Annotated in this window: 14 protein-coding genes; 6 read left to right on the forward strand and 8 right to left on the reverse strand. The window is 36.0% G+C overall.

What is annotated here, in order from left to right:
- Positions 1-469: 469 nt before the first annotated feature.
- Positions 470-4,546: a hybrid sensor histidine kinase/response regulator transcription factor gene (locus tag L1967_RS01730; RefSeq protein WP_249599990.1), complete on the forward strand. Its 4,077-nt coding sequence runs from the start codon at positions 470-472 to the stop codon at positions 4,544-4,546.
- Between the two features lie 136 nt (positions 4,547-4,682).
- On the opposite strand, the gene L1967_RS01735 is transcribed toward L1967_RS01730, so the two are convergent.
- Complete coding sequence (locus L1967_RS01735) at positions 4,683-6,305, reverse strand: aspartate:alanine exchanger family transporter (RefSeq protein WP_249599991.1); 1,623 nt, start codon at positions 6,303-6,305, stop codon at positions 4,683-4,685.
- 1,063 nt (positions 6,306-7,368) lie between these two features.
- Here L1967_RS01735 and L1967_RS01740 point away from each other — a divergent pair.
- The 4 genes from L1967_RS01740 to L1967_RS01755 all read left to right on the forward strand — a co-directional run bounded on the left by L1967_RS01740 (position 7,369) and on the right by L1967_RS01755 (position 14,787).
- Positions 7,369-10,404, forward strand: a complete 3,036-nt coding sequence (locus L1967_RS01740; protein WP_249599992.1) for a SusC/RagA family TonB-linked outer membrane protein — start codon at positions 7,369-7,371, stop codon at positions 10,402-10,404.
- Between the two features lie 15 nt (positions 10,405-10,419).
- Positions 10,420-12,267 (forward strand): RagB/SusD family nutrient uptake outer membrane protein, encoded by a 1,848-nt coding sequence (locus tag L1967_RS01745; RefSeq protein WP_249599993.1) that lies wholly within the window; start codon positions 10,420-10,422, stop codon positions 12,265-12,267.
- A 166-nt stretch (positions 12,268-12,433) separates the two neighbouring features.
- Positions 12,434-13,909, forward strand: a complete 1,476-nt coding sequence (locus L1967_RS01750; RefSeq protein WP_249599994.1) for a Gfo/Idh/MocA family protein — start codon at positions 12,434-12,436, stop codon at positions 13,907-13,909.
- A 29-nt stretch (positions 13,910-13,938) separates the two neighbouring features.
- Complete coding sequence (locus L1967_RS01755; RefSeq protein WP_249599995.1) at positions 13,939-14,787, forward strand: 3-keto-disaccharide hydrolase; 849 nt, start codon at positions 13,939-13,941, stop codon at positions 14,785-14,787.
- Between the two features lie 566 nt (positions 14,788-15,353).
- Here L1967_RS01755 and L1967_RS01760 read toward each other — a convergent pair.
- The 3 genes from L1967_RS01760 to L1967_RS01770 form a co-directional block, all read right to left on the reverse strand.
- Positions 15,354-16,277, reverse strand: coding sequence for a hypothetical protein (locus tag L1967_RS01760; RefSeq protein ID WP_249599996.1), 924 nt, complete (start codon positions 16,275-16,277; stop codon positions 15,354-15,356).
- Positions 16,278-16,837: 560 nt separating this feature from the next.
- Positions 16,838-17,113, reverse strand: coding sequence for a hypothetical protein (locus L1967_RS01765; RefSeq protein WP_249599997.1), 276 nt, complete (start codon positions 17,111-17,113; stop codon positions 16,838-16,840).
- Between the two features lie 247 nt (positions 17,114-17,360).
- Positions 17,361-18,446, reverse strand: a complete 1,086-nt coding sequence (locus L1967_RS01770) for a Fic family protein (RefSeq protein ID WP_249599998.1) — start codon at positions 18,444-18,446, stop codon at positions 17,361-17,363.
- A 548-nt stretch (positions 18,447-18,994) separates the two neighbouring features.
- On the opposite strand from L1967_RS01770, the gene L1967_RS01775 reads away from it, so the two are divergent.
- A complete protein-coding gene (locus tag L1967_RS01775) occupies positions 18,995-20,200 on the forward strand; it encodes a site-specific integrase (RefSeq protein ID WP_249599999.1) in 1,206 nt (401 codons plus the stop codon).
- Positions 20,201-20,393: 193 nt separating this feature from the next.
- Here L1967_RS01775 and azu read toward each other — a convergent pair whose 3' ends face one another.
- From azu to L1967_RS01795, 4 genes are all read right to left on the reverse strand, one after another.
- The gene (gene azu / locus L1967_RS01780; RefSeq protein WP_249600000.1) at positions 20,394-20,924 is read right to left on the reverse strand and encodes an azurin; all 531 of its coding nucleotides are present in this window, start codon (positions 20,922-20,924) and stop codon (positions 20,394-20,396) included.
- A 68-nt stretch (positions 20,925-20,992) separates the two neighbouring features.
- Complete coding sequence (locus L1967_RS01785) at positions 20,993-22,045, reverse strand: sugar phosphate isomerase/epimerase family protein (protein WP_249600001.1); 1,053 nt, start codon at positions 22,043-22,045, stop codon at positions 20,993-20,995.
- A gap of 26 nt (positions 22,046-22,071) precedes the next feature.
- Entirely contained in the window at positions 22,072-23,211 is a 1,140-nt protein-coding gene (locus L1967_RS01790; protein ID WP_249600002.1) for a Gfo/Idh/MocA family protein, read from the reverse strand.
- A gap of 80 nt (positions 23,212-23,291) precedes the next feature.
- Entirely contained in the window at positions 23,292-24,029 is a 738-nt protein-coding gene (locus L1967_RS01795; RefSeq protein ID WP_249600003.1) for a ThuA domain-containing protein, read from the reverse strand.
- Positions 24,030-24,064: the final 35 nt, after the last annotated feature.

Raw genomic sequence — 24,064 nt, forward strand, 5'->3', positions numbered from 1 at the left:
TCCAGAAAAAGGGTGTTTTCTAGCATTTTTTGCCAATTCATAAATCCCAGAAGTCTATATTTCAATATTCTTTAAAAATTGGGTCTAAAAATCGCTAATTTCAGCAATCATTAAAAAAAGACGGGCAAGCGTATAATGTGTGGTGAACTATTTTAAAAAACCCTTCGAGCAAATATTGATTTTTTGAAGCAGGAAAGGCATAAAATAGAGTGACTTCTGGATTACTTCAACTTCAAAACAAAAAGAAAGCTCCTATTTATTATTATAAACCTTATAGTCGATAGCATTTGGCTATGTTCTCACGAAAAATCCTCATAAATGATGTCTAAAATCATCTAGGCTGAATTTATTTAGAATTTCCAATAAAATTATAAGTGTTTTTTTTACATTTAAAAAATTATTGAAATCTCTTTTCTTATTATTTAAAATAGGAAAACGATTTCGTGATTATATTCTAAAAGCCAGGATTATGAAGATGATAACGACTATTTATTTTTGTTCTTTAATTTTAGGAAACGCTATTTACGCTCAAGACACCATCGATAAAGTATCCCAACAAGCATTGAATTTTCATATACTAAATGTAGAAAATGGACTTTCAAGTAATGTCATAAATGATATTGTTCAGGATTCTTTGGGTTTTATATGGATTGCTACAGAAGACGGCCTAAATAGATACGACGGATCCCAATTTTTAAAGTTTAGAGAAAATACAAGCGCTAATGAATATCAAATCGCAAATAATTCGGTTCAGCGTTTAGCATTTAAAAACCCTGAAGAGCTTCTTATTGGTACAGATGGCGGACTTAACATTTATAATACCAGAACAGGTAAAATGAAATTGATAAGTCAAAAAGATGGCCTGATCAATAATAGTATAAGTTCTATTTCTTTAACTTCTTGGGGAGCTACTATTGTGGGTACCTATCGCGGCGGACTTCAACTATTAGATAAAAACTTCAGATTTCAGAAAAAACACATCGATTATAGCTCGATGACTTCTACCGAAATTTCTTCATCTCTATTACAGCGAGATTCGATACTTTGGGTAGGCACTTTTAATAAAGGACTAAATAAAATCGACTTAAAATCTGGGAAAGTTGTTAAAAAATATCAGGCGGGAAATAGTTTTTTAAATTCGTCGATCATCAACTGTTTATATCAAGACGATCATGAAAATCTTTGGATTGGAACACGAGCTGGAATTTCAGTAATCACCAATGCTGGAAAAAAAATAACCTTGACGGGAAGCTTAAGCGATAATGATGTTTTATCCTTTCAGGAAGATAAAAAAGGGAATATTTGGGTAGGGACAAGAAACGGAGGGCTAAATATTCTAAATAAAGCTTCATTTTTTAAAGACCCTAACCAGGCGATCATTAGAAAATTCTTACCTGCAACTGATGGCACTAGCGTATGGAATCGCTCTATCCACAAGATGAAGATGGATCATCATGGGAAAGTTTGGATAGGTACTTCAACAGGGCTTAATTATGTAAATCCTGCAGGTGAAATTGTCCATACCCTTCAGCAAAAAAAACAAAGTGAAAATTCCCTAATCCATAATCGCATAGGAACTTTAGCTAATGCCTCTAACGGCAATATTTGGATAGGAACAGATGGTGGAGGTTTAGATTTGTACCATCCAGCTTCAAAAAAATTCACGCACCTTACCCATATCGAAAATAATACTAAAAGTTTAAGCAATGACTATATTTTATCGATCCTGGAAGATAAACAAGATCGAGTTTGGGTTGGTACTTATCTTGGAGGTTTAAACAGGTTAGATAAAAAATCGGGTAATTTTAAACATTATCTAGAAGGCAAACCTGGCGATGGGAGTGATGTAAGAGCTATCTTTCAGTCTAGCAATGGGCATATTTGGGTAGGGACAAACCAGGGTGGCTTATACCTGTACAATGAGCAGGAAGATAAATTTAATTACATAGAAAAGCTTGGCAAGATCGATATTAGAGCTATTGAAGAAGATAAATTAGGAAACCTGTGGTTAGGAACTTTTGGTACAGGAATCATTAAATATGATCCCAGAACAAATAGCTCTGAATTTTTTAATTCTTCTAATATTGAAGGGATGACGAGTAATATTGTATTCGCTATTCATCCAATATCAGAAAATACAATTATGGTTGGCACGCGCTATGGCGGATTGATTTTACTAAATCCTGAATCTAAAAAAATTACGGTCTATACCGAGGAAGATGGTCTTAGCAATAATACCATTACCGATATTGTTCAGGAAAATAAAGAGTATATCTGGCTTTCAACCTACAAAGGTATTAATAGATTTAGTCTTGAAAATAAAGAGATACTGGATATATCGAGCTTAAACAATATTCAAAAAGGAGGTTTTGGTGTAGGATGCCTGTTAATGTCTAAAGCAGGAACTATTTATGCTGGCGGTATCAATGGAGTGAATTATTTTGATCCTAAGACGTTTTCTAAAAAAACTAAATCGTACCCTCTTATTCTTAAAGACCTTATCGTTTTAAATAAAAAGGTTTTAGTAAACGACGACGAAGACGCGATTTTAACTGCTTCGCTCCCTTATAGATCTTCAATTACTTTAGATCATAGCGAAAATACCTTTTCAGTAAACTTTGCAGTATTAAAATTTCCACAGGCCAATAATATAGAATATCTCTATAAATTAAAGGGATACAACGAATTCTGGATTAAAACTCAGGGCATAGGATCGGCTAATTTCACCAACGTGCCGCCAGGAAAATACGAGCTTGAAATTAAAACAGATTCTCCTTATCGTGCAAATACTTCAAAAATATTAGCCATAACAATACTCCCTCCTTTTTGGGCCACATTTCCTGCTTATATCCTTTATGTTCTTATTTTCGGTTTAATATTGTGCATTATCGGCAAGTATTATTCAGATCGACTAAAACTTAATAACTCACTAATTTTCGAAAAAAAGCAACGAAAATTAGAACACGATCTTAACGAAGAACGATTACGTTTTTTTACCGCATTTTCTCACGAACTAAAAACTCCGCTTACCCTAATTATGGCTCCGGTTGAAAGTCTACTTGGTAAAGTGCATAAACAGGAAACTATCGAAAACCTTAGTTTTATAAAACGTAATGCTCAAATTTTATATGGCCGTATAGACCGTCTTTTAGAATTTAGAAAAGCCGAAGAAGGTCTTAGTCAGTTAGTGGTAGGACAGCATGATCTTGAAAAAAACATCCGGCAATGGACAAAAAATTATAAGCCGCTGGCTAAAGACAAAAAAATAAAGCTTTCGCTAAGCATATTAACACCTCTGGAAAAATTTAATTGCGATCTGGGCAAACTCGAAATTATCTATAACAACCTGTTATCCAACGCTATAAAATACTCCAAATGGCAAGGAAAAGTAACTATTGAGGTTTTTACCAAAAACGAGATGCTTAAGATAAAAGTGAGCAATCAGGGAATTGGTATAAAACAAGAAGACATTAATCAAATTTTCGATTGGTATTACCGCGCCGATAATAGTCTTAGAAAAAAAGGATCTGGTATTGGCTTAGCTTTATCAAAACGTTTTGCAGAGCTACATCTGGGAAATATAAAAGTTAAAAGCGAAAGTAACGGGACGACACAATTTACCCTTAGTATTCCTATAAATTTAAGCACCACTATATTAGACACGGGAAATGAAGAAAAAGATCTTGAAAACATACTCGCTAAAGAAAGTCTAACCCGCATCACCATTAAGGATAAAAAAGAAAAACAATTGGCTGGTAAAAAAGGCAAAGAGATCGTACTCATTATAGACGACAATCCTGAAATCTTAACGTATCTAGACAGTATTCTTAAAGATGAATTTGATTTAATACATTCACGTGATGGCGAAGATGGCGTAAAAAAAGCGTTAAAATATGTACCTGATTTAATCATCTCAGATGTCATGATGCCAAAATTAAATGGTATTCAGCTTTGCAATCAATTAAAGCAGCATCATATTACCAGCCATGTCCCTATCATTTTATTAACCGCGAAAAGCAATACCGAAAGTATTTCTTCTGGATTTGCAGAAGGTGCAGATGATTATATCACCAAACCATTTCATCCCAATTTATTAAAAACCAGAATTAAAGCGCTACTCGAAAATCGTAAAAAATTACAGGAATTTTTATTGAAGGGAAATCCAGAATTTCAGAAAAATACGTTCTCTGAAAATACCTCAGGAATTATTGATTCCGAAAAGAAATTTTTACTGAAAACTGAAGCGCTTATTTTAAACGGATGTCCTGAAGTTAAAGTAAATACCGATTATCTGGTTAAAGAACTTGGTATGAGCAGAACTTCTTTATACCGAAAAATAAAAGCCATTACCGGCCAAAACATAAACGAGTTTATTCGCGATACGAAGCTAAAGAAAGCAGCCAAACTTATTTATCAGGAAGAATACTCGGTGACAGAAGCTTCTTTTGAAGTTGGTTTTAGTAGTATTAAATATTTTAGGAAAGTATTTAAAGAAAAATATGGTTATAACCCATCTGAATTTAAAACAGGCGCCGGGCAGTTATAGTAAGATTTTAAGTAATAATCGATCGAAAATTCAACCAATCTTAATCCAATAAAAAGCCTTTCAAAAATTATGAAAGGCTATTTTATTATATCACTTTTCTCAATAAAACCCAGGTTTTATTTTTTTAGTCCAAACATTACAAGCTTCCCAATATTTGCGCACAAATAATAATAGTTACCAGGGCAAATGGATATACGGTTGCATAAGCCACCTGAGGCCCTTCTGTACTGGTCATAGAATCTACCGCAGATAGGCCCGGTGTACTGGTCATTCCTCCGGTAAGCGCACCTAAAAGTGAAAGAAAGTTTACTTTAAAAAACAACCGTCCTACAATAACAACCACAATCATGGGTATTAAAGTGATAGCGGCACCTATCCCAAAAAGATTAAATCCATATTCGTTAATTGTAGGGCCTATTTTACTTCCTGCAGCCAAACCAACCGGAGTAAGGAAAAGCAGCAGTCCAAATTGTCTTAAAATCTGATTTCCTATCACCGGTAAATTCCAAATAATTGGCCCCGTTTTCCCAATTCGGCTTAAAACCAAAGCTGCAATTAAAACTCCACCGGTTATCCCCAAAGAGAAAGAACTTCCGCCAGGAAGTGGTACTTCTATCGCACCGAGTAATAAGCCTACAACGCACCCCAGGGCCACCGGCAAGAAACTTGTAGTCTCTACCTCTTTCATACTATCACCAAACAAATTAGAAAGTGCAGTTACATTTCCTTTACTAGACGAAATTAATAATCGATCTCCATATCTAAGTTTTAAGGTGGGTCGGGCAGATAAATCTATTCCGGCTCGTCTAACCCTTGTAACGGTTGCTTTAAAATTGCTCTGCAAATTCAGTTCTTTTAGTGACTTATTCACCACATTACGCCTAGAAACAACATACCATTTTACTTCCATTAAACCGCTTGCCGGTATCTCTACTTCGGTGGTATGCCCTAGCAATACCTCTACCCTTTTTAGGGCTTCTTCTGTACCAACAGCCTTTACTACATCTCCTTTATGTAAGACCACTTCTGCGGTAGGGGGCGTCACGCTCATGGTATCGGGACTCATGATCCTAGAAATATTTGCCTTGGTCATCATCCTGATATCAAGATCTTTAATCGTTCTGCCCTCAATATTGTCGTTGGTGATTTCGAAATTACGATTGGTCACTTCGGGAACCTTACTTTGTGCTTCTAAGGCGTATTTTTCTTCTTCCTCAGCAACCTTTGCCCCAAAAAGTTTAGGGGATAATTTTACAAATAAAATAACCCCAACAACCCCAAAAGGATAAGCAATACCATATCCTATGGAAGCTAATGGTGAATTAGAAGCCTCTATCGCTGCCGCCAAACCAGGAGTACTGGTAAGAGCCCCGGTTAATAAGCCTACCGAAATTTTATAATCTACATCAAATCCAACCGATAGCAATGCAGTAGTAATAGTACCCACTACTACACTCAATACCGCCAGAATAATTAGTTTTGCACCCTGACTTTTGAAAACTTCAAAAAAGGAAGGTCCCGCTTGCATCCCAATTGTGAAGATAAATAGCAACAAACCTATTTTCTGAATAATTCCTGGAAGCTGAAACTCAACACCTCGGGCATTCAGCCAGTATCCATAAAAAATAGCTACAAAAATTACTGCGGAAGAATCAAAGGAGACCCCTTTAATCTTAATACCTCCCATAAAAATACCAATACCAATAATAATGAAAAGTGCAATGTAATCTGTACTAAGAAAATCTAACAAAAATTCCATAGTTAAATGCTTTAATTGGCTTTCTAAAATATTTGTACAAAAATCGAGTGTAAAGATACAGGAGAATCAAAGTTTCGAAACTGATGATTATCATGTTTTAAAAACTTTGCAAGATATTGTTATTTAAAGATTTTGGACTACTTTTTTTGATCTCGGCAATGTAATTTATGGCTTTATAAAACCAAATAATCTATACTTCACGGGATTGTTTTACCTCACCTATGCACCCAATAAACATCTGGTTAAAGCAAATTTATTTATACGGTATTTACAGCCTTCTAAAATAAATACTAACCTATTTATTCAATCAGTTTTTAGGGCATATAATTAAGTAAGGGAAGTTTTATAATCTAAAGAGAAAAGCTTAAAACTCCTCTCGTTTTCATCCTGCATACGATACTTTATTCCCCTATTTAGCTTCAAAAAACGATACAATCAAGACTCCCAAAAACATTCAATGTATCGTATCACTTTTTCACATAATGTTTCAAAACACCTCAAAATTAAGATTTTTTTAAAGTTTGAACGGTATTAATGATAGAATGACACAAAATGAACATTTCAAAAGATACCAAAATTATAATTTGGATGAAAAATTAATGATTTATCAACACTTAACCTTATAAATTATTAAATGTATTTATAACACATAAAATCTTTATTAATTAATCAATTCATTTACCAGGAGCATCCATAAATAGATATAGTTCTTTTTTGGGATCACAATAATCGTCATGGGATTATAAAGGATACTATTCAAAATAAACTGATACAGGAAATATGCTAAAGCATCGCTCTACGATAACCAAAAAAGCTGTTATAAACAGATAGAAGTTTTAAATCTGCCATCGTCTGTTAATCACAGGTAAATAATTAGGCTTTTAGTTGATGGTATAATTAGCGAAAACCTAAGGGAATTTCATAAAAACCTGAAATCAAGTTTCCCAATTTCCTATGTAAAGACATCGAAATCGATTGAAGTGCAAACATCAACTCATCAACGATAAAATAACAATATCAAAATGATCAGACAAAATAACCAAAATTAATCAAAGCTTAAAATATGAGAAAAATTTTACTTTTACTATGCTGTCTTTTTAGTATAGCGGCATCTTCACAAGATGCCATTACCATAACGGGAAAAGTGCTGGACGCCGAAACCCGAATGCCCATACCGGGAGCAAATATCATAGAAGTTGGAAAGAACAACGGAGCTATAACCGATTTTGATGGTAATTTTGAACTACAGGTTTCCCCTACTTCAACATTAGAAATAAGTTATGTAGGATATCTCACCAAAAGTGTACCTGCGAGTAAGGACATCACTGAAATTTTACTTGAGGTTAATGCAGAATCTCTGGAAGATGTCGTGGTGGTAGGTTATGGAACCCAGAAAAAATATTCTGTGATTAGTTCGGTTTCGACTATAGAACCCGAAGAATTACAAACTAGTTCTTCGCGATCTGTTAGTAATAATCTTGCCGGAAGACTTGCAGGGGTCATCGCCGTACAGCGCTCTGGGGAATTAGGCTATGATAATGCGCAATTTTGGATACGTGGAATCTCCTCTTTTGCAGGCAATTCTTCCCCCCTTGTATTAGTAGATGGTGTTGAAAGATCCCTAAATAATATTGATCCGGCTGAAATAGCCACATTTTCGATATTAAAAGATGCCGCTGCCAGCGCAGTATATGGTGTTAGAGGAGCCAATGGCGTTATTTTAATTACCACTAAAAGAGGGAAAATAGGGAAACCTCAGCTAAATGTAAGATATGAGCACAGTATTACCAAGCCGGTGCACCTTCCGGAATTTATAGGCGCTGTAGACTATTTGGAATTGTTTAATACTATTGCCCGTGAAGAAGGTACCACACCTCCTTTTTCAGAAGAAAGGATTGAAAACATAAGAGCCGGGAATGACCCAGATTTATATCCAGATGTAAACTGGTTAGACGAGATCACCAAAGACTTTGCTTCCAATGATCGGGTAAATCTTACGATTTCTGGCGGAACCGATCTTCTTCGTTATGCTTTTGTCGCTTCTTACTATAATGAGCAGGGTATCATTGAAAGGGATCCGTCGCAGGAATGGGATTCTTCGCCTAATCTTGATCGTTATAATTTAAGATCGAATGTCGACTTAAATGTTACTCCAACTACATTATTCAGGGTTAGTATTGGTGGATACCTTCAGGATCTTAGAAGAGCACCGCAATCTGTTGACAATTTATTCAACCTGGCTTTTGAGACTCCGCCATACCAACACCCTACACAATATTCATCAGGAGAAATCCCCGTGCAACCAGAAAGGTCAAATCCATGGGCTCTTGCCACACAAACCGGATATGAACGCCAAAGTGCGAGTAAACTAGAGTCTTTATTTTCCGTAGAACAGAAATTAGATTTTCTATTAAAAGGCTTAAAAACAACCTTTAAATTTTCCTTTGACCGTTATAATGCTAACAGCGTTACCCGAAGAAAAAACCCAGATTATTTTAACCCGGCTACAGGTAGACTCGATGACGGTTCTTTAGACCTTACCATTTACAGTTACGGGCAGGATTTTCTTGGATATGAAACGGGCTCTGACTGGGGAGATAAAGCGGTTTATATAGAAAGCAGACTGGAATACTCCAATAATTTTGGTGATGATAACCAGGTGGATGGTTTACTCTTGTATAATCAGCGGAATTACGACAATGGCGATAGGTTGCCTTACCGAAATCAGGGGTTCGCTGGACGTTTTTCATACTCCAGAAAAAGAAGATATATAGCTGAGTTTAATTTTGGATACAATGGATCTGAAAACTTTGCAAAAGGAAAACGTTTTGGGTTCTTCCCCTCGGTAGCAGCAGGATGGATTATTTCAGAGGAGCCATTTATGGAAAAATTAAAGGAGAGTATTTCCAATTTAAAAATAAGAGCTTCTTACGGTCTGGTTGGGAATGACCAGCTGGGAGGCCGACGTTTCCCATACATTACCACTATAGGTGATACCGGTGGCTACAGATGGGGAGTTAATAATGACTACCAAAGAGCAGGACGTTGGGAAGGAGATTATGGTGTTCCAGATTTAACCTGGGAAACAGTAGCCAAAGCAAATTTGGGTATTGAGCTTGGCTTATGGAACAGTATCAACTTAAGAGCTGATATCTTTAAAGAGCAGAGAAGAGATATTTTCCAACAGCGAAGAACAGTTCCGGGTTCTTCTGGTTTCGTAAATAATCCCTGGGCCAATTACGGTAAAGTGGATAATCAGGGATTTGAATTATCACTGGATGTGAATAAGCAGTTTTCTGAAGACCTTTTTATAAAAGCATGGGGAAATTTCAGTTATGCGCATAATGAAATCATTGAACAGGACGAACCAAAAGCGTTAATTGGCACCAGCAGATCTTCTACCGGTAAACCTGTTGGGCAAATTTTTGGACTGGTGGACGACGGACTTTTCAAAAATGAGGACTTTGAGAATATAGAAGAAGGTATTTTAAAGGAAGGAGTTCCCGAGCATACATTTGGCCCGGTACGTCCCGGAGATATAAAATATAAAGATTTAAACGGAGACGGTAGAATAACCGGCCTGGATAATACGGCTATAGGAGGAACTTATACCCCCGAAATCGTGTATGGTTTTGGGATTAATACCCAATATAAAAATTTTGATATCGGATTATTCTTCCAAGGGAATGCCAAGACAGACCGTATCATAGGAGGCCAGTATTTTATCCCGGGTACCGGAGCGGCAGCTTTGGGAAACATTTATGCTAATGTAAACGATAGATGGACCGTTGAAAATCCAAGTCAGGATGTATTTTGGCCAAGATTGTCCAACCAAACCAATGCAAATAACGGAATGGCCTCGACATGGTGGCTAAGAAATATGAGCATGTTGCGCTTAAAGAATGCCGAAATAGGATATATCCTGCCTAAAAAGCTTACTAAAAAAGTAAGCATGAAAACGGCCCGGTTTTATCTGCGAGGTAATAATCTTTTAACTTTTTCCTCATTCGATCTTTGGGATCCCGAAATAGATACTTCTACAGGTTTCAGGTATCCACCAATTCAGGCTTTTACAGCTGGAATTGATATCAATTTTTAACAAAAAAACGATAAAATGAAAAATATAACATACACGATAAGTCTCTTCATCTGCATACTACTTTTTTCCTGTACCGACTATTTAGATAAGGCACCGGAAGATCAGCTAACCCTTGAGAAAGTTTTTAATGATAAAACCAGAACCGAGGACTGGCTTGCGGGAATTTATAACAGTGTACCAGATCCTTATTTTGCAATGCTTAAAGATATTGGATATGATGCTTTGGGCGATGATATGGCCCCCTCTACGGGATGGGAGCAATTTGGCTGGAACGTGATAGCCAAGCAAACAGGAAACTGGAGTCCCTCTTCTCCCTGGGATAGTGATTACTGGGATGTCTTACCCAAAAGGATTAGATCTGCTTTTATTTTTATAGAAAATGTTAAGCCTTTACCCGCCCAACAGGTTACCGAAGAAGATGTGGAGAATATGAGAAACGAAGCCCGTTTCCTTGTTGCTTATTATTACTGGCTGTTAATAGAAGCTTATGGCCCTGTTCCGTTTACTGACAAGATCGTTACGGCCGATGAGGATTTATTAAAGGAGCGAAGACCATTTGATGAAATCGTAACCTGGGTTGACAACGAGCTTAGGGAGGTTTCCAACTTATTGCCCGCGCGCTATTCCGACGGGTCAAAATTTGGTAGAGCCACTTCTGTAATGGCTTTGGCGGTAAGGGCAAGAATGTTATTATTTGCTGCCAGTCCCCTGGTTAATGGAAATAAAGACTATGATGGTTTTACAAATAGCCTTGGAGAACCTTTATTTAATACCACTTACGATCCGCAAAAATGGATTAAGGCCGCAGATGCATGTAAGGAGTTAATTGACGTAGCCCATGCTGCCGGGCATGATCTTTATTATGAGTATAATGCAGACGGCTCTATTGATCCTTTTCTTTCTTATCAAAACATGATGTTTCGAAAGATCACTGATGGAAATACTGAAATACTATTTGCCCGCCCGGATAATAATCACTGGGAATATGATAAACATGCACAACCACGGGGTACCGGAGGAAATGGTGGCCTGGGGATAACACAATCACTGGTGGATGCCTTTTTTATGGAAAATGGATTGCCTATCGATGATCCTGATTCCGGTTACCAGGAAAAAGGATTTTCAGAAGAGTCTGAATACCGCAATACCAAATGGATAGAAGTTCAGGGAGATCAGGAAGGGAAAGAAGGGCAGGTCACCTTACCCGGCACCTATAATATGTACACGCATCGGGAACCTCGTTTCTATATTTCAGTACTTTATAACCGAGCATGGCACAGAAGAGAGAACCGTACTACTCGATTTATGCTGGGGGAATGGGATGGTGGCCCAACACATGATGCACCACAAAACGGCTATTTGGTTAGAAAAAAAGTTCATCCAGATCATGATCCCAGAGCAGGAATTAATCCATATCGCCCAGGAATTTTATACAGATTAGGAGAAGCCTATTTAAACTATGCCGAGGCTTTAAACGAAAGTGATCCCGGCAATCCTCAGATCCTTGAATATGTAAACCTTATACGAGAGCGAGCAGGAATTCCTGATCTCCCATCTGGAATGACACAGGCTCAAATGAAAGAAGCAATACGAAGGGAACGTAGGGTTGAATTAAATTGTGAATCGGGTATACGCTATAGAGATATACGAAGATGGAAAATTGGTGAAGAAACACTGGATAGGGATTTTTACGGTATGAATTTCTTTGGTACCGAATATTGCGACGAAGAAAGTAATCCTAATTGTTTCTTTCAAAGAACCGTATATCAAACACGTAAGTTCTCTAAAAAGAACTACTGGGTTCCTATCCATCAAACAGAAATTGATATTAATCCTGAATTAGTACAAAACCCATTCTGGTAATTCAAAAAAAACCTTAACCAACTAAAAAATCATAAATAAAAAATAAAGTAAATCGATTTAGCTAAATTTTATATATTTATAGTCAGGATGATACCACTTTACAGGTTAAGTCGCTTTTTTAAAAACAACTATTAAATCCGAATATTCTATAATTAAACTAAAAATCATGGACAACAAAGAAGAGAAAAATACATTCTCAAGGAGGAAGTTTATCTCCCGGACCGCCACTGTTGCTGCCGGGATAAGTATCGTTCCAAGGCATGTTCTTGGAGGAATTGGATATACCGCTCCAAGTGATGCTTTAAATATCGCAGGGATTGGCGTTGGCGGAATGGGCGCAGCTAACTTAGGAAATATAACCGGGCAAAATATTGTAGCTCTTGCAGATGTAGACTGGAAATATGCGGCAGGAACCTTCAATAAGTACCCTAAAGCTAAAAGGTACAAGGATTATCGAAAGATGTTCGATGACATGAGTAAAGATATTGATGCCGTAGTCATTGCAACTCCAGATCATACTCATGCGGTTACCGCTGCAGATAGTATGAAATTAGGAAAGCATGTGTACCTTCAAAAGCCCCTTACCCATTCCATTTACGAATCCCGTTATTTAACCCAACTAGCAAAGGAAACGGGTGTGGCTACGCAAATGGGAAATCAGGGTCATTCTGGTGAAGGCACACGATTATTTGCCGAATGGATACAAAATGGAGAAATTGGGCACCCGATAGAAGCCCATGCCTGGACAAATCGTCCTATATGGCCACAGGGATTGGAACGACCAAAAGAACAACCCGCTATTCCATCTACCCTGGATTGGGATCTTTTTATTGGTCCGGCAAACTATAGGCCTTATCATCCTTCGTACACTCCCTGGAACTGGAGAGCATGGTGGGATTTTGGAACAGGTGCTTTAGGAGACATGGGCTGCCATCTTATAGATCCGGTTTATTTTGCCCTAAATCTGGGACAGCCTATTGCATTTGAAGGAAGTTCTTCGCAGGTAAATACCGAAAGTGCTCCTATAGCTGAAAAGGTAACTTATTATTTCCCGAAAAGAAAAAAGCTAAAGAACATCAAAATGCCTGAACTCAAATTTACGTGGTATGATGGAGGGTTGTTACCAGAACGTCCTGAAGGTATGATACCAGGAAAAATTATGGGTGATGATGGCGGAGGAGCCATGGTTGTAGGAACCAAAGGAACCATTATTTGTAGCACTTACGGTCGTGACCCTTATATTATAGGCAGAGAGAATAACCCTCCAAATGTTAAAAAAACTATTCCGCGTGTTTCCACCAGTCACGAAATGGATTGGGTTAGAGCCTGTAAAGAACCTAAGGAAAGTCGTACCGAAGCCAGTTCAAATTTCATGTATTCCGGGCCATTTAACGAAGTTGTGGTAATGGGAGATTTGGCGGTACGTTTACAGGATTTAAAGAAAAAACTGGAATGGGACGCAGAAAAAATGGAAATCACCAATATCAAGGATAACGAAGAAATAAGAGTGGTCACTTCAGATAAATTTACCGTAATAGAAGGTGATCCTAAATTCGATACCCAATATGCTACAATAAATGCCAAGCAGGCATCACAAGAGTATATTAAACATACTTACAGAGAAGGTTGGAAATTATCTTAAGAAATAAGTCGTGTATAAATTATAGAATTATGAAAAGAACAATAAACTTATCCCCAATAACAAAAACCATCAATTTACAGTTACTTACACTTTTTCTATCAGGTACTGTGCTTGTAGGCTGTGGAGAAAGTAAAAAAGAATCATCATCAGACGAACAGAAAATCGACAGTGTAGCAAATAGTGTAAAAACAGCTGTTGCTAACTCCCCTAATCAACTATCTGAAAAGGAGAAAGAAGATGGATGGAAATTACTATTTGATGGTAAAAGTACCGATGGCTGGCGAGGATACCTTAAAGATTCCTTTCCTGAAAAAGGATGGACTATCGAAGATGGCGCCTTAAAAGTTCAGGGGGCAGGTACCGGAGAAGCCGGAAATGGTGGTGATATCATCTTTGATGAGGAATTTAAAGATTTTGAGCTTTCATTGGAATGGAAAATTTCAGAAGGAGGGAATAGCGGAATATTCTATTTAGCAGAAGAAATAGAAGGAGAGCCAATCTTCACTTCAGCTCCTGAAATGCAGATCCTTGATAATGACAGACACCCAGATGCAAAATTAGGGAAGGATGGAAACAGACAGGCTGGCTCTTTATACGATTTAATACCCGCTAAGCCACAAAACGCTAAACCTGTGGGAGAATGGAACAAAGTTTCTATTCTTGTATATAGGGGAACCGTGGTACATACTCAGAATGGAGAAAATGTTGTAGAATATCATTTATGGACCGATGAATGGAAAGAAATGATTAAAGACAGTAAGTTTAAAGACTGGAACAGTTTTCTAAATGCCGGAGGCGATGATAAAAAAGGATATATCGGACTTCAGGATCATGGTGACGATGTATGGTTTAGAAATATAAAAATAAAGGAGTTATAGTGCAATATTGGACTAATTTATTGCGATCAAATCAAACAGCAAACTACTTCATGCCAAGCCCATGCGGTAGTTAGTTGTTAGAAAATTATTTTTTATTTCGAGACATCCCGAAGACTATCGGAATCCAGATCATTTAATCTCGATTATCAAGTAAAGACCTCTTCAAAATTAAAAATGAAGAGGTCTTGTTTTTTAGAAAAGATAATTCCCATAAGCCGGAACTCTTACTTTTAAATTGAATGACTAAAGTGGGAAATAGAAGGAATATTAAACAATATCCTAAATGGTTCTGTAACAAAATACATACTCAGAATTATGTTAAATTAAATGTCAGTTTTGGAACTGCTCTAAACGCATTTCAGAGCTCTACACAGACTTTTACACTACAACGGAGTTCTTGGATAACTTTAAACGATTAAATGCAATCATATCGAAAGACCTTTTCTAATATTAAAGTGATTGACCTAAACAGACAAACATTACCGCTTTATAGAAGGTTAAATCACAAGAATCTCGAATTAATAGATAAAGAGCAGACTAAATAATTAGCCTGCTCTAATTTAGAATTAACCAGCGTCTTTCATTAGATTACCGTAAACTACATCCATAATCTCATCATCGCTTAAGATATGGATTCTACCATTTAATTTATCACTTTTAAAATCAATTAAAAGATTACTGTTAAAGGCACACCATCTTGCTAAAGAATCCTTAGATGGCGGATAATAAGCTCTTACATCACGCAAGATTAATTTACCGTCCTTTCCCGAAGGACTTATATCTTTCAACATCTCAGGCTCTTTCTCAATAAAATATCGAGTAGCAAACCTATAAAAACACTGAAAATTCCCTCTTGATTGACCACCCAATCTTACTAAAGTTTTAGGCACAAGAATAATGGGAATACCATCAAATACGGGTAACAGAACTTCCTTGTCGAGCCATTTCAAGGTTTTGTAGTCAAAAATATCTCTCTGCTTAATTTTATGAAGTTTAATGTGCGAAGAAAAAATACTACATTGATCTTGCGTGAATTCAATTAAAACATCCTTTATTATTTTGGTTGTTATATCAGAAATTCTATCAATACCAATCTGATCAATAAAAAGTTCCACATCACCGAAATGAGATAAAATACCTGTTTTAATAGCAAAACTATTTTGCAGAGCGGTGATGATTTCGTCTTTTAAAACCTCCCCTACATTGTTTCCTTGAATACCACTAGCGTAACCTAATCTAGTTTCACGAGGCTCCTTCATACCCTCCAATAAGGCATGCGTTCTCTTTAAATCTTTAGCTCGTATAGCTTTGAATACTTCTGCCCAAAAGATTTCAATTCTTTTATGCATCTTCTTAGCTATTGGATCTCTTTGATACTCAATCAATCTAGGGTCTAAAAATATTGGATTATCTCTGTTAAGTTTAATGTCGACAAATTCTAATTCTGGCTGTCGAAGAGCAATATTAAAAACTGATGAAAAATTTTTCATTCTTGTTGTATTATAAAATTAATAAAAAAATAGTGCGCTATAATTGCTTAGTTAGCGACTTCCTCCGAAATTATTTTTAGTATCTACAACAAAAAAAATTTAATTATTAGAAAATTTTAACATTCAATTCATTTAGTTTTATTTACATTTGTATTCGATTAAGCTAAAAACATCGATTAAAGGCAAATAAATCAGTTAAATAACTTTTTTAAACCAAGATTGTAAGTCTCTGAATAATATAGATTATTTAGGAGATAAAATGTCTACGCCTGAATTATCAAGAATTGCGCCAAAATGCCTGATATATGTCATTTTGGCTTTTTTTATCCCAAAATCTGACAATAATTACATATTCAGATTTCTTGTCAGATTATTCAAATCTTAAAACTTCTGCCAACTAAAAATTAAACCCTACAATCCAAATGATTATAAGGCTCAATTAAAGATAAAAATTCAAGTAAGAACTACATAAAATCTGAAAGCTTATTTTTTGGGTCAAGTAATATGCTTCCTTAATAAGATCTTTTTACTTGTTCGGGTACCTGCTTAGTAATCAACCCCTACATTTTTCCGATTTCCAAATCCGCACCGACTAAGTATTGATACTTTCTACTTTCATCTACTACAAAAGTTATTATAGCGACTTTATCACATTTAGAAATCTTCGTGACTACCTGATTTGGAATAACTTCAACATTAATATTGAAATTATTAATATTTTCATTAATTAACAACGTATCCGTAGTTAGATAAAGTCCATTCTGAATTTCAGAATGAATGTTATGACCTAGAATCTCGCCATTATCCTGTTCTAATCCAATTTTTGCAGCATCCAAATAAATTTAATTTTGTCTAGATTTTCAAATATAAAGTAGAAAATAGAATGTTTTAGAAGCACATCATACCTATTGTAATTTTAACAAAATAAGTCAAGCAAAAAATAAATAGTCGTCCCCTGAGATAAAAAAAGCCCTACAGACATAATGTTTATAGGGCTTTACAAGTATTCAATGTGGTCCCACCTGGGCTCTTTGTGCTGTACTTGTCATTTATTGATTTTTATATTTTTAATTCAATCTATAATCAAGACTGTTCTAAAACAGCCATTAATCTATGATTGAGATATAATTTTTCTTTCCCAACTTTTTCAGAAGTTAAAAAACCTGCTTCTTCTAAAGCTATTAGGTAATTACCTACGGTTTTAGGTGTCCCTAGTTTTTCATCTATTAAAAACTGTCGTTTGGTATATGGCAATCTAAATAATATTTCCACAAGTTCTTTTGTATAAACTTTAGGTAATTTTTCTTTAATTTCAATAGTCGTTTGCTCCATTAGGTTGGTAACATTTTTTAGGCGTTCCAAACCTTTTTTAGATGTGTATTCTACCATATCAAGCATATATAATATCCATGATTCCCAATCGTTATTTTCAGTTACTTCACGTAGCTTGCTATAATAATCTTCTTTATTTGCTATGATATATTCACTTAAAAAAATAGCAGGTGTATCTAATAGCTTTTCTAACTTAAGATAGAGTAATAATAAAATACGCCCTGTTCTGCCATTACCATCAGTAAATGGGTGAATAGCTTCAAATTGATAATGCATTAGTGCCATTTTTATTAAGGGATCCATAGCGTCATCATTATTAATAAAAGTTTCTAAATTAGCCAATTTCTCTCTTATTACCGCATCACCTGTTGGAGGCGTGTATATAGTATCTCCTTTAGTATTTTTTAAGGTTGTACCCGGAGTTGCTCTAATCCCTGCACTATTTTTTTTAATACGTTGTACAATATCTATGCATAAACTTGTACTTATAAAAGGGCGTTTTTCTATTTCGTGTAAGCCATTCCAGAGTGCTTCTTTGTAGCTAATTACCTCTTTTGTCGCTAGATTATCAAACTTTTTATCGGCAACCAAAGATTTATATAAATCGTCGTTAGTTGTAATAATATTTTCTATTTCTGAACTTGCTTTTGCTTCTTGAAGATGTATGGTGTCTAAAAATAAAGTAGGGTTGGGCAGATTAGTCAACATACCATTAAGCTGGGCTAAGGCTCTGCTTGCATTAATAGTTTTGCGTAGCACTTTAGTGGTTTCTAAAGTTGTTTTTGGAGGTAAAAGTGGTAGGCTATTAAATGGTATATTTTTATTAAAATCTGTCATTCTGAACAAGAGTAATAATTACTTGTGTTTTATCAACAAGGGTAAATATAATAAAATTTTACCCTCGTATAACATATAAATGTAAATTTTAAATATTCAAGCTAAACTATATGAGCGATTATTTATAAACAACAGTATGTCAATTCACTACAAAAAATAGGGAAAAATAGTGCGTTATGGGGAATTAATCAGTTTAAAAGAAAATCGCAAATTAAAGATTGTGATACCCAAAATTAGGCGGGTATCAAAAACATAATAATTTATAGGGAATTAAAAATGGCTACTCAAATGTAAAAAGCTGATAATAAGAGCTTTAAATAAAAAAAGCACTCAAATTGAGTGCTTTTAGTGGTCCCACCTGGGCTCGAACCAGGGACCCCTTGATTATGAGAAGTCAAAAAGAGCCTACTCATAATTTTCATTTATTTTCATTTATTTGATTATCAGTATTTTATGAAATATAATTTTTAATTTGGTTTCTTTAAATTATCTTTATCTGTGAATTTGTTGTACCTATGTTGTACCCATGTTAGTTTTAAATACTTGATATGTCGTCTATTAAAACAATACTTCGGAAAAAAAAGTTGTCCAATGGCAAATATCCAATTTCCCTAAGAGTAACCAAAGATCGTAAATCTAAATTTTTTGGGACCCCATTTGAAGCTCAATTAAGTGAATGGGATCCCAAGGTAGGGCGCTTTAATAAGAAACACTCTCTACAACTTAAATCAAATAGATTATTGGGGAAAATTGAAGATAGAGCATTAGAAGTAATAAGTGAACTGGAAATGAATCAGGATTTCTATACCCTGAATGATTTTGAAAAAAAATTTAGGATACAATCAAATCCCGAAGCTTCAAACATTTTTATATTTTGGCAAGAGCAAATTGATGAAATGAAAGAAGCAGGAAGAATGAGCAATGCTGCCATTTATCACCACACTAAAAATTCGGTACAAAAATTCGTGAAGCAGAAATCTTTACATTTCAATGAAGTATCCCCTACCTTTCTAGATAAGTATGAAGTGTACCTTAGGAATAAAGGCGGAACTGGAGGAGGCATTGGAGTTAAAATGCGAGCAATAAGAGCAATTTTCAATGTAGCGATAAAGAGAGGTATAATTTCCGAAAAACTTTATCCCTTTAAAAACTATAAAATAGCTAAACTAAAAGGTAAAGCAATTAAAAAAGCCCTTAACATTGAAGAAGTTCATAACCTGCAAAATTTGGATTTGAGTGATAAACCTCATTTAGTTAATAGTAGACATTATTTTATTTTTAGCTTTTATACCAGGGGAATGAATTTCGCCGATATGATGAGACTTAGGTGGGAAAATGTTTCCGGCGACAGAATTCATTATACCCGAGCAAAAACCAAAGGGAATTTCATCATTAAAATTATGCCACCAGTAAAAGACATACTTGACTATTACCGGAAAGATAAAAAACCCTATATATTTCCAATAATCCTTAGAGAGAAACTCACCCCTACTCAATTAAATGACAGAAAAAGAAAAACCCTGAGTAAGTTTAATAAGGATTTAAAGGAATTAGCAAGTCTCGCCGAAATTGATAAACCCCTTACGAGTTATGTCGCCAGACATAGCTTCGCCAATTGCTTAAAACAAAAAGGAGCGGGAACAGATATCATAAGTGAATCCCTCGGTCACCAGGATATAAAAACCACCAAGGCTTATCTGAAAGAGCTGGATACTGCCGTACTGGATGAAGCCAGTGAATTGTTGCTGCAATAATAGATATGCAAATATCGGGATTTTTGATGGTAATTTCAATTAAGGAAGCCATTCTTGGTTAGGCGATGGGGTTACATTAACTTCCAGTAAACTTAAAATCAACGCATATACAGAGGACCATTACTTTAGTAAAGATATCCCCTAGCACCAGATTTAGATTGAATATTCCCCTTAATTAATATGCTAAATCGATCTATTCAACAATAAATTTACCCTGCATTACTGCATAATGTCCCGGAAAACTGCAAATAAAATCATACCTCCCAGCTTTAGGTGCTTTAAATTCAATGGTTGTAGATTCTCCTCCGCCAATTATTTCTGTATGAGCAATCACTTGCTTCCCATCTTCAGGGATGTAATTTTTTTCTGCCCCTGCTGTCATCGCTTTTTGTCCAAACGCGCTAATATCTGTCCCTTGCGTTAGTAAAACGAAATTATGTCCCATTACTTTTTCATTCATTTCCCCTGTATGCTTAAGGGTTAGCCTCACTACATTTCCAGCTTCAACTTTTATTTCATTTTTACTAAATTGCATTTGATCGTTAGCCGAAATAAAAACTTCAACAACTTTCTCTTCATCCGATGCTTTCGCTTTTGTAGTAATTGCACTACTTGTTGAATTATTGTCTCCAATAGTGATTTTTTCCTTTTCTTCTTTTTTTTCTCCACAAGACATTACTGCCAAAGCTATTATGCCCAAAAAAATTCTTTTACAATATTTCATATTTTATTTTAACTTATTAATACGCATTAATGGTAACTAATCTTATAAATAACCGAAAATAGCAACACTTACACCCCCAGAATCCTTTTGAGTTCCTCCTCATCGGTCTGGGTACCTGCAAAGTCATCAAACTTCTTCTCTGTAGCTTGTATGATATGGCTTTTGATAAAGGGTGCTCCTTCTTTAGCCCCCTGCTCTGGTGATTTTATACAACATTCCCACTCCATCACAGCCCAAACATCACAGCCGTATTGGGTAAGCTTTGAGAAAACAGTTTTAAAATCCACCTGGCCGTCTCCGGGATGACGATACCTCCCTGCTCTATCAATCCAATCTTCATATCCTCCAAAAGTCCCCTTTTTTCCTGTGGGATTGAATTCGGCATCCTTTACGTGGAACATTTTTATAAACTCATGGTAATGGTCTATATAAGCAATGTAATCCAGTTGCTGTAAAATGAAATGACTAGGATCATAGAGCAGGTTTACCCGCTTATGGTTTCCGGTAGCTTTCAAAAAGCGCTCAAAGGTAACACCGTCATGCAGGTCTTCCCCGGGATGTACTTCGTAGCAGACATCCACCCCTTGCTCGTCAAATACATCGAGGATAGGTATCCATCGATTTGCGAGTTCTTTAAATCCCATTTCTACAAGACCTGGGGGACGTTGCGGCCAGGGATGTGAAGTGTGCCACAGAAGCGAACCACTGAAGGTACCATGAATATCAAGCCCTAAATTTCTGCTGGCTTTTGCTGCACTTTTTAACTGTTCAATGGCCCATTCGGTTCGTTTCTTTGGATTATTCCTGTATTCTTCAGGAGCGAAACTGTCGAACATGATATCATAAGCCGGATGTACTGCTACCAATTGCCCCTGCAGGTGGGAAGCAAGTTCTGTAATTTTGAGGCCATAGGATTCAACTTTCCCCTTTAATTCATCACAGTAAGTTTTGCTTTCCCCTGCTTTCGTTACGTCTATCAGTGCAGTTTCCCATGTAGGGATTTGTATTCCCTTATATCCCAAATCTGCAGCCCATTTGCACAGACCGTCTAAGGAATCAAAAGGAGGTTTGCTATCCATAAATTGCGCCAGAAAGACTGCTGGTCCTTTTATAGTCTTCATCTTAAATTGTTTTTCTTTTTTAAATTTCAATGATTAAGTTTTACCCAGATGTTGCCATTCTGGTGTGATTCTACAGTTTTTTCAATAAAATTCACCCCTCGTATGCCTTCTCTTAAATCCGGAAATTCTCCCGGCCAAAAATTTCCCTTTTTTACTGCTCTGGCTACACCTTTATAGATATTCCCCATGGAATCAAAAATACCTTCCGGATGCCCGGGAGGAAGTTTTGTTCCATTTAGAGAAATTTTACTATTATAGGAATGTCCCGGTTTTAATACCTCCATCGGCTGTCCTTCTTTCATCAAATACAAATGATTAGGATTTTCCTGCTCCCATTTGAATCCGCCTTTTTCTCCGTATATCTTGACTGTTAGATTATTTTCTTCACCTGTAGCAATCTGACTAGACCGGATAACACCTTTAGCATAATCAGAAAATCTTACCAGTATGGTACCATCTATGTCCATTCGGTTATCCTGATACAAATAATTAAGATCGGCTAAAATCTCCCTGACCTCGAGATTCGTAAGATATTCTATCATGTTAAATGCATGTGTCCCGATATCTCCTATACAGCTGCTTAGCCCAGCTTTTTCAGGATCCAACCTCCATACGGAGGAACGTTTCTCTTTATCATGAATAATTTCATTTATCCATCCCTGGTAATATTGGACATCAACTTTATGAACCTTACCAATCTCTCCCGCAGCAATCATTTCCTTCATTTGCCTAACCATAGGATAGCCCGTATAAGTGTAAGTGACAGCAAAAACTTTTCGAGATTTCTTCCTTAATTCCTCAAGAATTTTGGCTTCCTCATAAGTAGTTGTTAAAGGTTTTTCACAAATCACATGGAAATTATTTTCCAACAGCTGTTTAGCCATAGGAAAATGGAGAAAGTTAGGTGTCAGAACAGAAATCACCTGCATTCTTTCGTTTTCCGGAAGAGCTTTTTCTTTTTCTATAAGCGAATCTAAATCTTCATAAATCCGATTGGTGGGCAATCCAATTTCTTCAGCAAAAGATATACTTTCTTTTAGCTCAGGATTAAAGACTCCCCCCACTAGTTCAAATTGATCAAACATTGATGAAGCTATCCGGTGAAGAACACCTATGAGAGAATCTCCTCCCCCTCCGAGAATGCCTAATTTAATTTTTGAATTCATTTTAATTACGATTTATTGTTATATTAAATATCTACCGTTCTTTTTTGCATTTTTCTTAATCGAATTGCTCTGCATTATTTTTACTCCCCTATAGCATAGTTAATTCCTCCCAAAAGATGTTCTAGAAAAAGCGGCTCTGAAAAAGCTTCTTCAGAATGTCCTAAAGCTGTATAGAAAGCTCGTCCTCCGTCAAAAGAATGATACCACGCCATTGGGTGCAGTTTATTATTTTCACCCCCATTATAGCTTTCTTCATCTATGGTGATGAGTAAATTCACTTCCTTATTTAAATTCCGAAAGTTATACCATTCATCGGTTCTTACCCAATTGTTAGGCAACATTTCTGTAGAAGGATGTTTTTTATCCACGACATGAAGGACCGCCTCCTGAATATCCGGGTGGTTTTTAAAATATCCTCCCACCAGCTCTCCATACCATTCCCAGTCATGCTCAGTATCCGAAGCTCCATGTATACCTACAAATCCACCTCCAGATTGAATATACTGCATGAATGCCTCCTCTTGTTCATCGTTTAAGACATCTCCTGTAGTATTTAAAAACACTACTGCTGCATACTTTCTGAGATTATCTTCATTAAAAAAAGAGGAAGCTGTAGTAGTATCCACTAAAATTTTATTTTCTTCTCCCAATTTAATCAATGCTTTATTTCCCGCGGGAATAGATTCATGATGCCATTCGGCTGTCTTACTAAATACTAAAATCCTTGTATCCTCCAAGTGTTGTGCCTTACAGGAAGAAACACACACGGAGATGAGAAAAACAATAAGCAACCCTTTTAAAGAAATAATTTTATTCATCTGATTAACATGTTAATTATAAATATTTGAGAAAT

This window comes from Zunongwangia pacifica (assembly GCF_023499215.1).
GTDB lineage: Bacteria > Bacteroidota > Bacteroidia > Flavobacteriales > Flavobacteriaceae > Zunongwangia > Zunongwangia pacifica.